The following is a 17440-nucleotide window of genomic DNA, read 5'->3' as shown; positions in this document are numbered from 1 at the left end:
GCAGTCATGGCTGGCGCAATGCGGAAAATGGGTGAATACCTCGGCCTCGTCGAGCAGGCCGAGTACGACGAGATGTACGACGACGAGGAGACGACGCCCGCGCGCGAGCAGCGCCCGGCGGTCGTCGAGGCGGCTCCGGCGCGGTCCACGCGCACGCCCGCCGTCGTCCGCACCTCGACGGTGGCGAACATCGACGACCGTCGTCGTCGCCACAGCACGACGACCACGACCAACGCGGTCGAGGCCGACCTCACGCGGATCGAGACCGTCACGCCGCGCGCGTTCAACGACGCGCGCGTGGTCGGCGAGAACTTCCGCAGCGGCGTGCCGGTCATCATGAACCTCACCGAGCTGGACGACGCCGACGCCAAGCGCATGGTCGACTTCGGCGCCGGTCTGGTCTTCTCGGTGCACGGCGCCATCACGCGGATCGCCGCAGGCGTGTTCCTGCTGACCCCGGCCAACGTCGTGGTGTCCGACGAGGACAAGCAGCGCATCGCCAGCGACGGTCTCTACGACCACGCCTGACGTATGCCTGCTGGTGTCGCGTCTGTCATCCTGCTGATCCTCTGGGTCGCGATCGTCCTGCTCCTGGCGAGATTCGTCATCGAGTGGATTCAAGTGTTCGCCCGCTCGTGGGTGCCGCGCGGATGGGTCGCGGTGCTCTGCGAGGGCGTCTACATCGTCACCGATCCGCCGCTACGGATGATCCGCCGTATCCTCCCGCCGCTGCGCCTGGGCCAGGTCATGCTCGATCTGTCCCCGCTCGTCTTGCTGATCGCCATCCAGATCCTGATGAAGATCGTCGGTCACGCTGCGTACTAGCGGTGCCGCTCGAGAGGTGGAGAGCTGATGTCCTTGACTCCCGCGGAGGCGCGTTCCGCGCGTTTCACACCCGCGCGGTTCCGAGAGGGCTGCGACATGGACGAGGTCGACCAGTTCCTCGAACGGGTCGTCGCCGAACTGGAGCGCCGCGCCGCCCGATGAGTCCCCACCGCGATTTCTTGGGCGCGTCATAGGTGACTCCCCGGGTGATGTCGTAGGATGGTCCAGAAGTCTTAACCCAACCCTGAGGTGAAAACTCATGCCCCTGACTCCCGAGGATGTGCGCAACAAGCGCTTCACTCCTGTGCGCCTGCGCGAGGGCTACGACATGGGGGAGGTGGACCAGTTCCTCGACGAAGTCGAAGCGGAGCTGGAGCGCCTCACCGTCGAGAACGAGGAACTGCGCGCCAAGGTGGCGGCTGCGTCCACAGGTGAGCCCACGGGCCTCATCCCGCAGATGGCGCCTCAGCCGGTTCCGCCGCAGCCCGAGCCGCAGCTGGCCCCGATCATGGAGCAGCCGCAACCCCAGATCCAGCAGCCGCCGACCCGCTCCGAGCCGGAGCAGCTGCTGCCGCAGGCCAACAGCAACAAGGGCGTGTCGGTCGCCGACGCCTCCGGCGCCGCCGCCCGTCTGCTGGAGATCGCCTCGGCGAACGCCGACCAGCTGATGGAGGCCGCCAAGGAGGAGGCCGACCGCATCGTCGGCGAGGCGCGAGTCAAGGCCGAGCGCCTCGAGATGGAGTCGCGCGGCAAGGCCGACCGTCTGGAGACCGACGCCCGTATCCGCGCGCAGAAGCTCGACGATGAGACCAAGCAGCGCCGCGAGCAGGCCCTGGCCGGCATCGAGCGCGAGCGCTACGAGATGCAGCGCGAGGTCGAGCACCTGCGCGCCTACGAGCGCGAGTACCGCGCGCGTCTGAAGAACTACTTCCAGACGCAGCTCGAGCAGCTTGCCGCCTCGGACAACTCCCCGGAGGCCTCCTCGGCCCCGGCGGCGGCCTCCGAGCAGCAGCCGCGTCGTATCCGCACGCTGCTGGGCGACGAGAGCTACTGAGTTCTCGTTCCTCACGAAGAAACCCCCTGCCGGGCGGCAGGGGGTTTCTTCGTGTCGGCACCCCCTCAGACGCGGGTGACGGTGAAGGACAGGCCGAGCTCGCTCTCGGTGAAGGCGTGGTCCTCGTGGACCTGCTCCACGGAGACCGCGAGCACCTCCTCGGCGACCTCCGAGCCGTGGGCGTCGATGGCTGCGACGATCGCGTCGTCGCCGCTCCAGGTCAGTTCGATCCGGTCGGTGACCTCGAAGCCGGAGGTCTTACGGGCCTCCTGGACGGCTCGGATGACCTCGCGGGCCAGGCCGGCGCGGCGCAGGTCGTCGTCGAGGTCGAGGTCGAGCGCGACCGTCTCGCCCTGGTCGTTGACGACCGACCAGCCGTCGCGGGGACGCTCGCTGACGATGACGTCGTCGGGGCCGAGCTCGACGGTCTCGCCGTCGACCTCGACGCTCGCCGTGCCAGACGCGGCCAGCGCGGAGGCGATGGCCGCGGCGTCGGCTGCGGCGATGGCGTTCGCGATCACCGGCGTGCGCTTCGCGAACCGCTTGCCGAGCGAGCGGAAGTTCGCCTTGACGCTGTGGTCGACCAAGTCGGCCCCGGCGTCGCCCAACGACTCCAGCACGCCGATGTTCAACTCCTGGCAGACCTGGGCGCGTAGATCCTCTCCGAGCCTCTCCCACGCGCCCGAGGCGATGAGCGCGCGACGTAACGGCTGACGGACTTTCGCCTTGGCCTCGGCGCGGGCCGAACGGCCCAGCTCGGTGACCCGGCGGGCCAGCGCCACCCGGGCGTCGAGGCCGTCGACGATCAGCGAAGGGTCGGCGACCGGCCAGTCGGCCAGATGCACCGAGACGGGGGCGTCGGCGTCGGTGGAACGGATCAGGTCCTGCCAGACCCGCTCGGTGACGAACGGCGTGAGCGGGGCCATCAGCCGGGTCAGCGCGTCGAGGGTCTCGTGCAGCGTGGCCAGGGCGGCGGGGTCGCCGGCCCAGAACCGGCGGCGCGAGCGGCGCACGTACCAGTTGGACAGGTCGTCGACGAAACGCGACAGACGGGCGCCGGCCGCCTGCGTGTCGAACTGCTCCAGGTCGGCGGTGACGTGGCCGATCAGCTCGTGCAGCTGTGACAGCACCCAGCGGTCGAGCACGTCGCGCTCGGCAGGGGCGGGCGCGGGGTCCGACGGCGACCAGTTCGCGGCGTTCGCGTAGAGCGCCTGGAAGGCCACGGTGTTCCAGTAGGTCAGCAGGACCTTGCGGACGATCTCGGTCAGCACCGTGTCGCCGACGCGCCGCGCCGACCACGGCGAGCCCGAGCAGGCCATGAACCAGCGCAGCGCGTCGGCGCCGTGCGTGTCCATGAGCGGCATCGGCAGCAGGATGTTGCCCAGGTGCTTACTCATCTTGCGGCCGTCCTCGGCCAGCAGGTGGCCGAGGCACACGACGTTCTCGTAGGAGGACTTGTCGAAGACGAGCGTCCCGACGGCCATGAGCGAATAGAACCAGCCACGCGTCTGGTCGATCGCCTCACAGATGTACTGCGCCGGGTAGGCGCGCTCGAAACGCTCCGCCGAGCCCTCGACGTGCGGGTAGCCCCACTGCGCGAAGGGCATCGAACCGGAGTCGAACCAGACGTCGATGACCTCCGGCACCCGGCGGTACACGCCCTCCTCGCCGTCGACGGTGAAGGTGACGTCGTCGATGAAGGGGCGGTGCGGGTCGAGGTCGGACAGGTCGCGCCCGGTCAGCTCCGACAGCTGCGCCAGCGACTCGACGCAGACGATCTTCGCGGGGTCGGCGTCGTTGCGCCAGATCGGCAGGGGAGTGCCCCAGTAGCGCGAGCGCGACAGCGACCAGTCGATGTTGTTGTCGAGCCAGTCGCCGTAGCGGCCGTGCTTGATCGTCTCGGGGAACCAGTTCGTGGCCTCGTTCTCGGCGAGCAGCTGGTCCTTGACCTGGGTGGTGCGGATGTACCAGGCGGGCAGCGCGTAGTACATCAGCGGCGTGTGGCAGCGCCAGCAGTGCGGGTAGGAGTGCTCGTAGTCGAGCTTCGCGAACAGCAGGCCGCGCGCGTCGAGGTCGGCCACCAGGGTCGCGTCGGCCTCCTTGAAGAACACGCCGCCGACCGTCGGCACCTCCTCGTCGAAGTGGCCGTTCGCGGCGATCGGGTTGACCACGGGCAGTCCGTAGGCCTTGCAGACCGCCATGTCGTCGGCGCCGAAGGCGGGGGACTGGTGGACCAGGCCGGTGCCGTCGTCGGTGGTGACGTACTCGGCGAGCACCACGAAGTGCGCGTCGGGCACCTCGACCAGGTCGAAGGGACGCTGGTAGGCCCACCGCTCCATCTCGCGGCCGGCGAAGGTCTGCTCGACCGTCCAGCCCTCGCCGAGCGCCTTCTCGACCAGGCCTTCGAAGACGATCACGCGGTCGTCGCCGTTCGTCGCGACGGCGTAGGCGTAGTCGGGGTGGACGGCGACGGTGGTGTTCGACACGAGCGTCCACGGCGTCGTGGTCCAGACCAGCAGGTCGGTGTCGGCGTGCGGGCCGCTCGTCAGCGGGAAGCGGACGTAGACCGACGGGTCGACGACCGTCTCGTAGCCCTGGGCCAGCTCGTGGTCCGACAGCGTCGTGCCGCAGCGCGGGCAGTAGGGCGCGACGCGGTGGTCCTGAGCCAGCAGGCCCTTGTCGAAGATACGCTTGAGCGCCCACCAGACGCTCTGCACGTACTCGGAGTCCATCGTCCGGTAGGGGTGGGCCATGTCGGTCCAGTAGCCCATGCGGTCGGTCATCTCCTCGAACTGACCGACGTTGCGCAGCACCGCCTCACGGCACTTCGCGTTGAACTCGGCGATGCCGTAGGCCTCGATGTCGGGCTTGCCGCCGAGGCCCAGCTCCTTCTCGACGGCGATCTCGACCGGCAAGCCGTGGCAGTCCCAGCCGGCCTTGCGCTCGACCAGATGTCCCCGCATCGTCTTGAAGCGAGGGAAGACGTCCTTGAAGACGCGCGCCTCGACGTGGTGCGTGCCCGGCGTGCCGTTCGCGGTGGGCGGACCCTCGTAGAAGGTCCAGCGGGGGGCGTCGGCGCGTTCGGCGAGCGTGGCGGCGAAAGCTTCCTCGCGCTCCCACAGATCGAGCACCTCGTGCTCGAGGGCGACGAGGTCGACCTGGGCGGGGACGGGGCGGTAGGCCGAGGCGGCGCGGTCGTCGGAGGTCACCACGCGATTCTATGGGCGCCCGGAACCGGGTGAAAATCTGGTGACGGCCGCGCGTGGGGAGTTGCCCTGACGCGCGTGGGCGTCTAAGGTCCGGCGCATGCCGAAGCCGACACTTCCCGTCCTTCCCGACGAGGACCCGTGGACCGACGCGGAGCTCGACGAAGTCACCTCCGAGCTCGACCGCGAGCTGGCCCGGCTGCGGGCCGAACTGGAACACACCCACCGCGACCTCGCGGACCTCTTGCGCGACGGCGTCGAGGGCGCCGGCAACGACCAGGCCGACGTGGGGTCGAAGGGCCTGGAGCGCGACGCGGAGATGTCGCTCGCGGCGAACCAGCGCGAGCTGCTCTACCAGACTGAGCAGGCGCTCGCCCGGCTGGAGGACGGCAGCTACGGCTCCTGCGACACCTGCGGCGAGCCGATCGGCAAGCTGCGTCTGATGGCCTTCCCGCGCGCGATCTCGTGCATGCCGTGCAAGCAGCGCGAGGAGCGACGCTGAGCGGCATGGTGGCTGAGCGGAGGCGACAACGCCCGGGCTGGTGGATTCTGGCTGTTGCGCTCGCCGTCGGCGGGGCTACAGGATGGCTGGCCTCTCGGATCGTCAGGTCGCGTACCACGGTGGCGCCGCCTTCTTCCTTGGCGAGCCTTGCTTCCGACCGCGCGCTGGAGCGTCCGGAGGCGTTGTCGGAGGCGGAACCGGAAGCGGCGACGGGCGTGGCCGAGGCCGAGTCGCCCGTCGGTTCTGACCGTCGGCTGCTGGCGGTGGTGGCCGTCGGCGCGCTGGTGGCGTGGGGGATCGACCAGGCCACCAAGATCTGGGCCGTCGCGCGCTTGGACGGACACGACCCGATCAGTGTGATCCCCGGTCTCCTGTCGCTGCGCTTCCTGCGCAACCCGGGCGCCGCCTTCGGCATGGGCGCGTCGATGACCGCGGTGCTGACCCTCGTGGCCGTCGGCGTCGTCGTGGCCGTGGTCCGGCTGGCGCCGCGCCTGCACGACCGTGTGTGGGCAGTCGCGCTCGGGCTGCTGCTGGCGGGCGCCACCGGCAACCTCACCGACCGGCTGCTGCGCGACCCGGGGCCGCTGCGCGGGCACGTGGTCGACTTCATCGACTACAACGGCTGGTTCGTCGGCAATGTCGCCGACGTCTATCTGACGGTCGCGGCGGGGCTGATCCTCTGGCGGTCCTGGCAGAACGTCGGACTCGACGGGAAGCGGGCGGGCGATGAGTGAGCAGCGCGTCATCACCGTGCCGGAGGGGCTGGAGGGCGAGCGCGTCGACGTCGCGCTGAGCCGCCTGCTGGGCCTGTCCCGCTCGCGGGCGGCCGAGCTGGTCGCCGAGGGGCACGTGCTGCTCGACGGCTCCGCGCCGGTCAAGTCCGAGCGGGTGATGGCCGGGGCGATGCTGGAGGCGGTGATCCCGAGCGTCGCGCCGGTGCGGGTCGAGTCGATCCCGGTCGACGACCTGACGATCGTCTTCGAGGACGACGACCTCGTGGTCGTCGACAAGCCGGTCGGCGTGGCCGCGCACCCGGGCGTCGGTTGGACCGGGCCGACGGTGCTCGGGGCGCTCGCCGCGCGCGGCATCCGCATCTCGACCTCCGGCGCCCCCGAGCGCCAGGGCATCGTGCACCGGCTCGACGTCGGCACGAGCGGCCTGATGGCGGTCGCGAAGTCCGAGCACGCCTACACGGTGGTCAAGCAGTACTTCCGCGACCGCGTGGTCGACAAGACCTACCACGCGCTCGTGCAGGGCCACCCCGACCCGCACACGGGCACGGTCGACGCGCCCATCGCCCGGCACCCCAAGCACGACTTCAAGTTCACCGTGCGCTCCGACGGCCGCCCGAGCGTCACGCACTACGACACGCTGGAGGCCCACCGGTACGCCTCGCTGCTGACGATCAAGCTGGAGACCGGGCGCACCCATCAGATCCGCGTCCACATGAGCGCGCTCAAGCACCCGTGCGTCGGCGACCCGCTCTACGGCGGCGACCCGACGCTGGCGCGCAAGGTCGGCCTCGACCGGCAGTGGCTGCACGCCGTCGGGCTGGCCTTCGACCACCCGCGCACCGGCGAGCTGGTCGAGTTCGCCTCGGAGTACCCCGCCGACCTGCAGCACGCGCTCGACACGATCCGCTCGCTCGACTGAGGCCGCTGATGCGCGATTGGCCTGGTCAGCGTGGTCGAGCGACCCCGGCGGGCCTGACACAATGGGCGCATGAGTGTGGTGCGCCAGTCCGAGAAGCTCCGTGACGTCCTCTACGACATCCGGGGGCCGGTCAGCGCCCGCGCCGCGCAGTTGGAGGCCGAGGGACACCGCATCCTCAAGCTCAACATCGGCAACCCCCAGCCCTTCGGCTTCGACGCGCCTGCGGAGATCCTGCAGGACGTCATCGCGGGCCTCGCGGGCTCGGCGGGCTACTCCGACTCCAAGGGCATCCTGCCGGCCCGCCGGGCGGTGGTGCACCACTACCAGCTGATCGAGGGCTTCCCCCACCTCGACATCGACCACGTCTGGATCGGCAACGGCGTCTCCGAGCTCATCCAGATCGCCCTCCAGGCGCTGCTCGACAACGGCGACGAGGTGCTCGTCCCGATGCCGGACTACCCGCTGTGGACTGCCGTCACCAACCTGGCGGGCGGGCGTCCGGTGCATTACCGCTGCGACGAGGCGAACGACTGGAACCCGGATCTGGAGGACCTGGAGTCCAAGATCACCGACCGCACCAAGGCGATCGTCGTGATCAACCCCAACAACCCGACCGGCGCGGTCTACTCCAAGGAGACGCTGGAGAAGATCGTCGAGCTGGCGCGGCGCCACAGCCTGATCCTCATGGCCGACGAGATCTACGACAAGATCCTCTACGGCGAGGCCAAGCACCACGCGCTCGCGGCGCTCGCGCCCGACGTCCTCACGCTCACCTTCAACGGCCTGTCCAAGGCGTACCGTGTCTGCGGCTACCGGGCGGGATGGCTGGCGGTCACCGGGCCCTTGGAGCGCGCCGGCGATTACTTGGAGGGCATCACCCTGCTCGCCTCGATGCGCCTGTGCCCGAACGTCCCGGCGCAGAACGCGATCCAGGTGGCGCTCGGCGGCTATCAGTCGGTCCGCGAGCTGATCCTGCCCGGCGGACGGCTCCTGGAGCAGCGCGACACCGCCGTGTCCGAGTTGCGCAAGATCCCCGGCGTGTCGGTCGTCGAGCCGCAGGGCGCGCTGTACGCCTTCCCGCGGCTCGACCCCGAGGTCTACCCGATCAAGGATGACCAGCAGTTCGCCCTCGACCTGTTGGAGTCCGAGCGCATCCTCATCACCCAGGGCACCGGATTCAACTGGCCCGACCCCGACCATCTGCGCATCGTCACGCTGCCGTGGTCGCGCGACCTGGCCGAGGCGATCAGCCGCATGGGTCACTTCCTGTCCACCTACGAGCAACAGGTGTGAGCCGCCCGATACGAACCCGCCGACACGCCGGGGGTGACCGGAAGGGTGACCAAACCGGTAGTGTGAGCTAGAAGGCAACGACGTGAACCGGACCCGACAGGACTGATTGTGAGTGATCCCCGCGACGGTAACGGGAGCATCTTTTCTTCCCGCGTGACCCCGACGCCGTCCCAGGACGGCCCCGCCGATGACGGCCGGGACCCTCTAACGTCGACGTGGTGGCCCTTCGGCGGCGGCCGCCGTGCGAAGGATTCGACCGATGAGGCCGCGAAACCCGACTCGGATGCCGGCCAACCAGCCAGCTCGGTGCCGCATTCGGTCCCCGAGTTGCTACGTCTGGTCGACGAGGCCGAACGTGAGCGCGATGAGCTGCGAGCGCGTCTGGCGGATATGTCCGAGGCGTTGTCGGTCAGCGACACGGAGCTTGACAAGGCACGTCGCCGAGTTCACGAGCTTGAGATGGAGGCCCAGCGGGTCGGGGGCGGTGACGACGAGAACTCGCGCCGTTGGTCGCCGGTGGGTGAGTTGGAGCGGGTGCGTCAGGAGCTCGCCGACGAGCAGAGCGCGAGCGCCGAGTTGCGGGTGCAACTCGAGCAGGCCGCCGCGGAGTTGGAGAGGCGTCGCCAGGAATTGGCCGACCGTGAGTTGCTCTTGGCCGAGCGCGACGCGGAGTTGGCAGGGCGGGGAACGGACGCCGGGCTGTTGGACGGGTCGTTAGGACTGGGTCTCGGCGCGCCGTCGCAGTCGCAACTCGACGACTTGCGTGCCATGGTGGGCGAGCGTGACGCCACGATCACGTCGTTGCGTGAGGCGCTTCGCACTGCCGAACACGAGTTGCCGTCGCCTGTCGGTCCGTCCTTCCATGAGATCGACCGCCTGCGCGGCACCGTCGCTGAGCGCGAGGTGGCGTTGGCCGAGGCACGCGAGACCATTGATCGACTGCGCACGGAGATCGAGGACTTGCGCTCGCAGTTGCAGGATCGTGCTACCACCGACCAGGTCGAGGAGTTGCGCCGTGCGCTCGCCGAGCGGGAGGCTCAGGCGGTCGAGATGGTGCCGGACCCTGCTGCCGAGGAGGAGGCCAACCGTCTGAGGGCCGAGTTGGCCGAGCGGGAGGCTGCTGCCGCGCGTGAGACCGACCGTCTGAGAGGCGAGTTGGCCGAGCGGGAGGCTGCGGTCGGGGCGTTGACCGCGCACGCCGACGAACTGCGTGAGGCGGTTCTCGCCGGTGAGGCCGATGTCGCTGTGTCGCGGGAGGAGGCTGAGCGGCTGCGTGCCGAGTTGGAGGATCTGCGGGCGGCTACGGAGGAGTTGCGTGCTGAGTCGGCGCAGTTCCAGGCGCTCGTCGAGCGGCATGGCGCCGGCTGGGAGCGGTTGCGTTCCGCGGTCGAGGCAGGTGGCGAGAGCCCGCTGGGAACGGACGACGTCGAGGCGTTGGTGGACCTCATGCAGGAGAAGCTGCGTGATTTTGACGAGTTGCGTGGTGTCGCTGAGCGCTATGGGGCCGAGTTGGAGGATCTGCGGGCGAGCGCCGACACACAGGAGCGTGAGCTCGCAGCGGCGGTTTCGCGGCTGGCTGCCCATGAGGCCGCCGCAGAAGAGAGCGCCGACCGCCTCGCTGAGAGCGAGCAGGCGCTCCGGGCACGCGAGCGCGAGCTGGTCGAGCGCTCAACCGAGTTGGACGCCCTGCGCTCGACCGTCGAGCGCACCGATGCGGAGTTGCAGAAGGTTCGTGCGGAGTTGGCCGAGCGGGAGTCGCTGGCTCAGGAGGAGTCCCGTCGTCTGGCGGAGCGGGAGCGGGAGCTCGCCGAGCGCGTCGCCGAGCTGGAGGACCTTCGCCGCTCCGACGAGCGCACCCGGGCGGAGTTGCAGAAGGTTCGTGCGGAGTTGGCCGAGCGGGAGTCGCAGGCTCAGGAGGAGTCCCGTCGTCTGGCGGAGCGGGAGCGGGAGCTCGCCGAGCGCGTCATCGAGCTGGAGGACACCCAGAAGGCTGTCGAACGGTTGCATGCCGAGGTTGAATACGCTCGCCAAAAGCTCGCCGAGCGTGACGACGACGTCATCGAGCGTGACGGCGTCATCCGTCGGCTACGGGCGGAGGTCGAACAGGAGCGTCACGACGGAGACCGTCAGGCCGTCGAGGTCAGCCGGGTCCGCCGTGAGTTGGAGGCGACACGGACCGAGCTGGCCGAGCGCGAGGCTGAGGCGCACGAACGTCAGGCCTCGGTACGGCTGCTACGCGCGGAGATCGACGAGGAGCGTCAGGCCTCCGAGCAGCGTCTCGCCGAACTCGACCAGCTGCGCCGCGCGTTGATCGACAGCGAGTCGCAGGCAGCCGATCACGCGGGTCAGCTCAGCGCCCGTGAGTCGGCGCTCCGCACTGCTCGGGCGGAGCTTGACGACGTTCGGCATCTGGCTGATCAGCGTCAGGCGCAACTCGACCAGGCACGGCGTGAATTGGAGATGGTGCGGACCGAGTTGGCCGAACGAGAGTCGGAGTCGGCCGAGAACCGAGCGTCGGTGCGGACGTTGCGCGGCGAACTCGACCAAGAGCGTCGTGAGCTGGGTGATCGGGTTGCGGAGGTCGAGCGTCTGCGTCGTGCGCTGGTCGACAGCCAGGCGCAACTGACCGCCAGCGAGGACGAGTTGATCGAGCGTGATTCGATCATCCGAACGCTGGAGGCGGAGCGCGACGAGAGTCGTGAGACCGTGGATCAGCGGGTGTCCGAGATCGGTCAGATGCGGACCGAGCTGGAGTCGTTGCGGCGCGAATTCACTGACCAGCAGAGCCGCCTCGCCGACCGCGAGAACGCCCTGCGGCAGGTGCGCGAGGAGTTGGAGACGGCCAAGCGCAACACCCATCCGAACTCGGTCGAGCTGGAGCGACTGCGCGGCGAGCTCGCCGCCCGCGAGATCGACGTGGACCGGCTGACCGGCGAGTTGAAGCACCAGCGGGAGATCGTCGAGGCCGCGATGGAGGGCGTGTCCAAGCGCGACCTCGAGCTGGAGCGGCTGCGCACGGAGCTGTTGGAGACGCAGGAGCGGTACGCCGACGAGGTCGCCGCCATCGTCACCTCGCTCAAGGAGGGGCGCGGCATCTGAGGACGACGTGTCCGAGGGCTCGTCTACTCTGGTCCTTCCCGTCACGATCTGCCTGAGGAGGCGTCTGCCGCGATGTCGAGCGACTCGAGCTTCGTGCATCTGCACGTTCACACCGAGTACTCCATGCTCGACGGGGCCTCCCTGCTCGACGGGCTGTTCACGCGCGTCGGCGAACTGGGCATGACCTCCGTCGCGATGACCGACCACGGCAACCTGCACGGCGCCTACGACTTCTGGTCCAAGGCCCGCGAGCACGGGGTCAAGCCGATCATCGGCATGGAGGCCTACCTCACACCGGGCACCCACCGCGGCGAGCGCAAGCGGGTCCGCTGGGGCAAGGGCGATATCGCCGAGGAGGGCGGCAACGACGTCGCCGGCGGCGGTGCGTACACCCACATGACGATGCTCGCCGAGACCACCGAGGGCATGCACAACCTCTTCCGGCTGTCCTCGCTGTCGAGCCTGGAGGGGTACTACTACAAGCCGCGCGCCGACCGCGAGCTGCTGAACCGCTACGGCAAGGGGCTCATCGCGACCACCGGCTGCCCCTCCGGCGAGATCCAGACCCGGTTGCGCCTCGGCCAGTACGAGGAGGCGCGGCAGGCGGCCGGCGAGTTCCAGGACGTCTTCGGCAGGGAGAACTTCTTCCTGGAGCTGATGGACCACGGCATCGGCATCGAGAAGGTGGTCCGCGACGACCTGCTGCGACTCGGCCGCGAGCTGGGCATCCCGCCGATCGCCACCAACGACTCCCACTACAACCTGCCCGAGGACGCCGAGGCGCACGACGCGCTCATCTGCGTGGCCTCGGGCAAGAAGATCAACGACGAGAAGCGGCTGCGCTTCGACGGCGGCGGCTACTACATCAAGTCCGCCGCCGAGATGCGCGATCTGTGGGAGGACCGCTTCGGGATGAAGGAGGCGTGCGACAACACGCTGCTCATCGCCGAGCGCTGCGAGGTCGAGTTCACCGAGTCCACCGGCGGCTACATGGCGCGCGCCGACGTGCCCGCGGGGGAGACCGAGGAGTCCTGGTTCGTCAAGGAGGTCTGGCGGGGGATCGAGTCGCGCTATCCGGGCGAGAGGCTGACCCAGGAGGTCCGCGACCGCGTCGACATGGAGCTCGACGTCATCAAGACCAAGGGCTACTGCGGTTACTACCTCGTGGTCGCCGACTTCATCGGCTGGGCCAAGGACAACGGCATCCGCGTCGGCCCCGGCCGCGGCTCCGGCGCGGGATCGATCGCCGCCTACGCCTTGCGCATCACCGACCTGTGCCCGCTCACCCACGGCCTGATCTTCGAGCGCTTCCTCAACCCCGAGCGCCCGTCCATGCCCGACTTCGACATCGACTTCGACGAACGTCGTCGCGCCGAGGTCATCCGGTACGTCAGCGACAAGTACGGCTCGGACCGGGTCGCGATGATCGCCACCTTCGGCCGGCTGAAGGCCAAGGCCGCCATCAAGGACGCCGGGCGCGTGCTCGACTACCCCTTCGCGATGGGCGAGAAGATCACCAAGGCGCTGCCGCCCGACGTCATGGGCAAGGGCGTCCCGCTGGGCGAGCTGTTCAACGAGGATCACGACCGCTACGGCGACGGCAAGGAGTTCCGCGAGCTCTACGAGTCCGACGCCGAGGTCCGCACGATCTACGACACCGCGCGCGGCCTGGAGGGCCAGATCCGCAACTGGGGCGTGCACGCGGCGGGCGTCATCATGAGCAGCGAGCCGCTGGTCGACATCGTCCCGATCATGAGGCGCGAGCAGGACGGCGCGATCATCACCCAGTTCGACTACCCGATGTGCGAGGCGCTCGGCCTGGTCAAAATGGACTTCCTCGGTCTGCGCAACCTCACCGTCCTCGACGACGCGGTCGCCAACATCAAGTCCAACCGGGGCGTCGACCTGGTGCTGGAGGATCTGACCTTCGACGACCCGGAGGCCTACGCGCTGCTGGGCCGCGGCGACACGCTCGGCGTGTTCCAGCTCGACGGCACGGCCATGCGCTCGCTGCTGCGGCTCATGCAGCCGGACAACTTCGAGGACATCTCGGCCGTCATCGCCCTGTACCGGCCCGGCCCGATGGGCGCCAACAGCCACACCAACTACGCGCTGCGCAAGACCGGCAAGCAGAAGATCGACTACATCGACGACGAGCTGACCGAGGCGTTGAAGCCGATCCTCGGCGGCACCTACGGCCTGATCATCTATCAGGAGCAGGTGATGAGCATCGCGCAGGAGCTGGCCGGGTTCACGCTCGGACAAGCCGACAACCTGCGCCGCGCGATGGGCAAGAAGAAGCGCGAGGTGCTGGAGAAGGAGTTCGTCGGCTTCGAGGCCGGCATGATGGAGCGCGGCTTCACCAAGCCCGCCATCAAGAAGCTCTGGGACATCCTCGTCCCCTTCGCCGACTACGCCTTCAACAAGGCCCACTCGGCCGCCTACGGCGTCATCAGCTATTGGACGGCCTACCTCAAGGCGCACTATCCGGCCGAGTACATGGCGGCGCTGCTGACCAGCGTGCGCGGCGACAAGGACAAGTCGGCGGTCTACCTGTCGGAGTGCCGCCGCCTCGGCATCCAGGTGCTGCCGCCCGACGTCAACGACTCCATCGGCACCTTCGCCTCGGTCGGCGACGACATCCGCTTCGGGTTGTCGGCGGTGCGCAACGTCGGCGACAGCGTCGTCCCCGGCATCATCTCGGCCCGCGAGGAGAAGGGCCGCTACGAGGACTTCGCCGACTTCCTCGACAAGGTGCCGATCACGGTCTGCAACAAGCGGGTGCTCGACTCGCTCATCAAGGCCGGCGCGTTCGACTCGATGGGGCACCGGCGCCGGGCGCTCGTGACGATCGCCGAGGAGGCGGTCGACCAGCACATCGACCTCAAGCGCAACGCGGCGATCGGCCAGGACTCGCTCTTCGACGGTCTCGACGACGACGGGGGGTCGGGCATCTCGGTCACGGTCCCGGACCTGCCCGAGTGGGACAAGACGCAGCTGCTGGCCTTCGAGCGCGACATGCTCGGCCTGTACGTGTCGGACCATCCGCTGCTCGGCCTGGAGCACGTGCTGCAGGCCAGCCGGGACTGCTCGGTCGGCGAGCTGGCCGCCGACGGCGAGCGCGAGGACGGCTCGGTGGTGAAGCTGTGCGGCCTCATCACCAGTGTGCAGCGCCGCCTGTCGAAGAAGGGCGACACCTGGGCCTCGATCACCCTGGAGGACTTGGAGGGCTCGGTCGAGGTCATGGTCTTCCCGGGCGCCTACGCGCTGGCCGCCGAGCTGCTGAGGGAGGACACGGTGGTGGCGGTCAAGGCGCGGGTGCGCCGCAAGGACGAGGGCATCGACCTGATGGCCACGGAAGTCACCCAGCCGGCCGTCTCGACGGTCGCGCGAGGGGGGCCGGTGGCCGTCACCATGCCGGTGGCACGCTGTACCCCGGAGATGATCACACGATTCAAGCAGGTCCTCGCCGCCCATCCCGGGGGCAACGAGGTGCATCTGCGGCTGGTGAGTTCGGGAGGGACCCGCGTCATGCGTCTTGATCAGAAGTTCCGAGTCACCCAGTCGTCGGCGCTCATCGCCGACCTCAAGGAGCTCCTCGGCCCGAGCTGCGTCGCATGAGGGCGGCCTGGGGACGGACGGCGGCGGTCGTGCTCGCGCCGGTCGTGGCCGGCGTCGTCGGCGCCTTCGCCTGGTCGCGGCTCGCCGAGCCGCCGGTGTGGACGGTCGCGGACGGACAGCTCGAGATGGGGGAGGCGGCCATGGCCGCAGAGTTCGGCGTGGCCGTCGACTTCGCGCTCGTGGGCGCGGTCGGCGGTCTGCTGCTCGGCCTCCTGCTCGCCGCCACCGCCCGGCGCGCCGCGTGGCCGCTCGTGCCGATGGCGTTGGCCGGCGGCGCGGCCGCCGCCCTGGTCGCCTGGCAGTTGGGCGTCGTCTGGGGTCCGGGCGACCCGTCGGAGGCGGCTGGGCTCGCCGTGGGCGACACGGTTCCCGACCGGTTGGCCGTGGGTGCTCCGGCGGCTTTCTTCGCGTGGCCCATCGCGACCGTGGCGGGGTTGCTGCCGGGCGTCATGGTGAATCCCCGCGCTCGGGAGCAGGCGCGTGAGGCGGCGCTCAGCGCGTGATCGGAGCCAGCGTCGCCTCAGTGACGGCGATCAGGTCGGCGGGCGACAACTCGACGTCGAGCCCGCGGCGACCGCCGGATACCAGCACGGTGTCCCAGAGTTCGGCCGTCTCGTCGACGACGGTCCGGTGGGTCGTGCGCTGGCCGATCGGCGAGATGCCGCCGACGACATAACCGGTGGCCCGCTCGGCGCGGGCCGGGTCGGCCATGGTCGCGCGTTTGCCGCCGACGGCCGCCGCGAGCGCTTTGAGGTCGAGCGAGCAGCTGACCGGCACGATCCCGACCACCAGCTCGCCGCCGACGTCGACCAGCAGCGTCTTGAACACCCGGTCGGCCTCGACGCCGAGCGCCTGCGCGGCCTCCCGCCCGAAGGAGGTGGCGCGGGGGTCGTGCTCGTAGGCGCGGACGGCGAACTCGACGCCCGCCCGTGCGAGCGTCTGAGTGGCCCGGGTCGACTCAGTCCGCTTCGCCACGGGTCTCTCCTCGCGTCGGTGATTCCAACAGAAGTCGTGTCGCCAGCCCGGCGACGAGCGCCCAGAAGGCCGCGCCCACCCCGGCCAGTCGCAGGCCGGAGGCGGCCACGACGAAGGCGACGACGGCGCTGGTGCGGTGGTCGGCGTCGCTGAGGGCGGCGAGGATCGCGGCGGCGAAGGTGGCGAGCAGGGCGAGTCCGGCGACGGTCTCGACGATGCCGGCGGGGGCCGCCTCGCTGAGCGTCACGAGCGCGCCGGAGGTCAGCGCGAGCAAGAGGTAGCCGCCGCCTGCCGTGACGGCCGCGATCCAGCGTCGGTCACGGGGTCCGGCCTCGTCGCCGGCGGCGAGCGCCGCCGACAGCGCGGCGAGGTTGATCGCATGGCCGCCGAACAGACCCGCCGCCGAGGTGCCCGCGCCGGTGGTCAGCATGGACGCCCGCCACGGGACGTCATAGCCGAAACCGCGCATGATCGCCACGCCGGGGATGTTCTGCGAGGCCAGCGTGACGATGGCGAGCGGGATCGCGATGCCGACGACCGCCGCGACGCTCAGCGTCGGTGAGGTGAAGGTCAGCTGCGGCACGAGCGAGGCGCGGTCGACGGTCGTGTCGGAGGTGGCGATCGAGACGCCGATGGAGACGAGCGCGGCGACGAGGGCCAGCGGCACCGCCCAGCGGGGGATCCAGCGGGTCGCCAGCAGCCACACGACGATCACCGGCAGCACCGACCACGGCGCGACGGCGACCGCCTCGACCGGCGCGAGGCAGAGTTCCAGCAGGATCCCGGCGAGCATGCCCTGCGCGATGGGCGCGGGGATGGCGCGCGCGGCCCGGCCGAGCCAACCGAGCGCCCCGGTCAGCGCCAGCAGCACGCCGATCAGGACGAACGCGCCGACGGCCGCGGGCCAGCCGCCGCCGACCGTCCCCGTGCTGACCAGTAGTGCCGCGCCCGGCGTCGACCACGCGAGGGTCACCGGCATGCGAGTCCACAGGGCGAGGCCGATCATAAGGAGCCCGAAGACGACCGTCAGCGCGAACAGCCCGCTCGCCGCCTGCTCCGGGGAGGCGCCGACCGCCCGCAGCCCCGACAGGACCACGGCGAAGGAGCTGGTGAACCCGACGAGCGCCGTGACGACTCCCGCCACGACCGGCCGCTGGAGCGATCGGTCGTCGGCGGGCTCGGGCATGGGCGTCATCGTAGGGGAGAGCGGCT

The 17440-nt window shown here is 69.9% G+C and carries 14 protein-coding genes; 11 read left to right on the top strand and 3 right to left on the bottom strand.

Features of this window, described 5'->3' with window-relative positions; translation table 11 throughout:
* Window positions 1–6 precede the first annotated feature (6 nt).
* From QM621_RS01785 to QM621_RS01770, 4 genes are all read left to right on the top strand, one after another.
* Window positions 7–528 (top strand): cell division protein SepF, encoded by a 522-nt coding sequence (locus tag QM621_RS01785; RefSeq protein WP_414988637.1) that lies wholly within the window; start codon window positions 7–9, stop codon window positions 526–528.
* Window positions 529–531: 3 nt separating this feature from the next.
* Window positions 532–825 (top strand): YggT family protein, encoded by a 294-nt coding sequence (locus QM621_RS01780; RefSeq protein ID WP_414988636.1) that lies wholly within the window; start codon window positions 532–534, stop codon window positions 823–825.
* A 27-nt stretch (window positions 826–852) separates the two neighbouring features.
* Window positions 853–987, top strand: coding sequence for a DivIVA domain-containing protein (locus tag QM621_RS01775; protein WP_414988635.1), 135 nt, complete (start codon window positions 853–855; stop codon window positions 985–987).
* 97 nt (window positions 988–1084) lie between these two features.
* Window positions 1085–1879 carry a DivIVA domain-containing protein gene (locus tag QM621_RS01770; protein ID WP_414988634.1) on the top strand — a complete coding sequence of 265 codons (795 nt, stop codon included), beginning with the start codon at window positions 1085–1087 and terminating at the stop codon, window positions 1877–1879.
* A 65-nt stretch (window positions 1880–1944) separates the two neighbouring features.
* Here the strand turns inward: QM621_RS01770 and ileS are convergent, their stop codons facing one another.
* Complete coding sequence (ileS, locus tag QM621_RS01765) at window positions 1945–5088, bottom strand: isoleucine--tRNA ligase (protein WP_414988633.1); 3144 nt, start codon at window positions 5086–5088, stop codon at window positions 1945–1947.
* A gap of 97 nt (window positions 5089–5185) precedes the next feature.
* On the opposite strand from ileS, the gene QM621_RS01760 reads away from it, so the two are divergent.
* The 7 genes from QM621_RS01760 to QM621_RS01730 all read left to right on the top strand — a co-directional run bounded on the left by QM621_RS01760 (window position 5186) and on the right by QM621_RS01730 (window position 15756).
* Window positions 5186–5587, top strand: a complete 402-nt coding sequence (locus QM621_RS01760; protein ID WP_414988632.1) for a TraR/DksA family transcriptional regulator — start codon at window positions 5186–5188, stop codon at window positions 5585–5587.
* 137 nt (window positions 5588–5724) lie between these two features.
* On the top strand, window positions 5725–6321 hold the full coding sequence (locus QM621_RS01755) for a signal peptidase II (protein WP_414988631.1): 597 nt from the start codon (window positions 5725–5727) through the stop codon (window positions 6319–6321).
* A complete protein-coding gene (locus tag QM621_RS01750; RefSeq protein ID WP_414988630.1) occupies window positions 6314–7240 on the top strand; it encodes an RluA family pseudouridine synthase in 927 nt (308 codons plus the stop codon). The genes QM621_RS01755 and QM621_RS01750 overlap by 8 nt, the downstream gene beginning before the upstream one ends.
* Window positions 7241–7309: 69 nt before the next feature.
* Window positions 7310–8533: a pyridoxal phosphate-dependent aminotransferase gene (locus QM621_RS01745; RefSeq protein WP_414988629.1), complete on the top strand. Its 1224-nt coding sequence runs from the start codon at window positions 7310–7312 to the stop codon at window positions 8531–8533.
* Window positions 8534–8839: 306 nt separating this feature from the next.
* Window positions 8840–11632 carry a hypothetical protein gene (locus QM621_RS01740; protein WP_414988628.1) on the top strand — a complete coding sequence of 931 codons (2793 nt, stop codon included), beginning with the start codon at window positions 8840–8842 and terminating at the stop codon, window positions 11630–11632.
* A gap of 72 nt (window positions 11633–11704) precedes the next feature.
* The gene (gene dnaE / locus QM621_RS01735; RefSeq protein ID WP_414988627.1) at window positions 11705–15253 is read left to right on the top strand and encodes a DNA polymerase III subunit alpha; all 3549 of its coding nucleotides are present in this window, start codon (window positions 11705–11707) and stop codon (window positions 15251–15253) included.
* A complete protein-coding gene (locus QM621_RS01730) occupies window positions 15250–15756 on the top strand; it encodes a hypothetical protein (protein ID WP_414988626.1) in 507 nt (168 codons plus the stop codon). Before dnaE ends, QM621_RS01730 begins: the two co-directional genes overlap by 4 nt.
* Here the strand turns inward: QM621_RS01730 and ybaK are convergent.
* Both ybaK and QM621_RS01720 read right to left on the bottom strand, forming a co-directional pair.
* Window positions 15746–16228 carry a Cys-tRNA(Pro) deacylase gene (gene ybaK / locus QM621_RS01725; RefSeq protein WP_414988625.1) on the bottom strand — a complete coding sequence of 161 codons (483 nt, stop codon included), beginning with the start codon at window positions 16226–16228 and terminating at the stop codon, window positions 15746–15748. The genes QM621_RS01730 and ybaK overlap by 11 nt on opposite strands.
* Entirely contained in the window at window positions 16212–17414 is a 1203-nt protein-coding gene (locus tag QM621_RS01720) for a benzoate/H(+) symporter BenE family transporter (protein ID WP_414988624.1), read from the bottom strand. Before QM621_RS01720 ends, ybaK begins: the two co-directional genes overlap by 17 nt.
* Between the last annotated feature and the right edge of the window lie 26 nt (window positions 17415–17440).

It is taken from the genome of Aeromicrobium sp., from assembly GCF_047606445.1.
GTDB lineage: Bacteria > Actinomycetota > Actinomycetes > Propionibacteriales > Nocardioidaceae > Aeromicrobium.
Note: the sequence above shows the minus strand (reverse complement) of the source record. Positions and strands in the feature narration are given on the sequence as shown.

What these genes read in the sequence shown, in the direction of transcription:
- QM621_RS01760 (WP_414988632.1), top strand. Translation starts at nt 5,186, where the DNA reads ATGCCGAAGCCGACACTTCCCGTCCTTCCCGACGAGGACCCGTGGACC.
- QM621_RS01745 (WP_414988629.1), top strand. Translation starts at nt 7,310, where the DNA reads ATGAGTGTGGTGCGCCAGTCCGAGAAGCTCCGTGACGTCCTCTACGAC.
- QM621_RS01730 (WP_414988626.1), top strand. Translation starts at nt 15,250, where the DNA reads ATGAGGGCGGCCTGGGGACGGACGGCGGCGGTCGTGCTCGCGCCGGTC.
- QM621_RS01720 (WP_414988624.1), bottom strand. Translation starts at nt 17,414, where the DNA reads ATGCCCGAGCCCGCCGACGACCGATCGCTCCAGCGGCCGGTCGTGGCG.
- QM621_RS01770 (WP_414988634.1), top strand. Translation starts at nt 1,085, where the DNA reads ATGCCCCTGACTCCCGAGGATGTGCGCAACAAGCGCTTCACTCCTGTG.
- dnaE (WP_414988627.1), top strand. Translation starts at nt 11,705, where the DNA reads ATGTCGAGCGACTCGAGCTTCGTGCATCTGCACGTTCACACCGAGTAC.
- QM621_RS01750 (WP_414988630.1), top strand. Translation starts at nt 6,314, where the DNA reads ATGAGTGAGCAGCGCGTCATCACCGTGCCGGAGGGGCTGGAGGGCGAG.
- QM621_RS01780 (WP_414988636.1), top strand. Translation starts at nt 532, where the DNA reads ATGCCTGCTGGTGTCGCGTCTGTCATCCTGCTGATCCTCTGGGTCGCG.
- QM621_RS01775 (WP_414988635.1), top strand. Translation starts at nt 853, where the DNA reads ATGTCCTTGACTCCCGCGGAGGCGCGTTCCGCGCGTTTCACACCCGCG.
- QM621_RS01785 (WP_414988637.1), top strand. Translation starts at nt 7, where the DNA reads ATGGCTGGCGCAATGCGGAAAATGGGTGAATACCTCGGCCTCGTCGAG.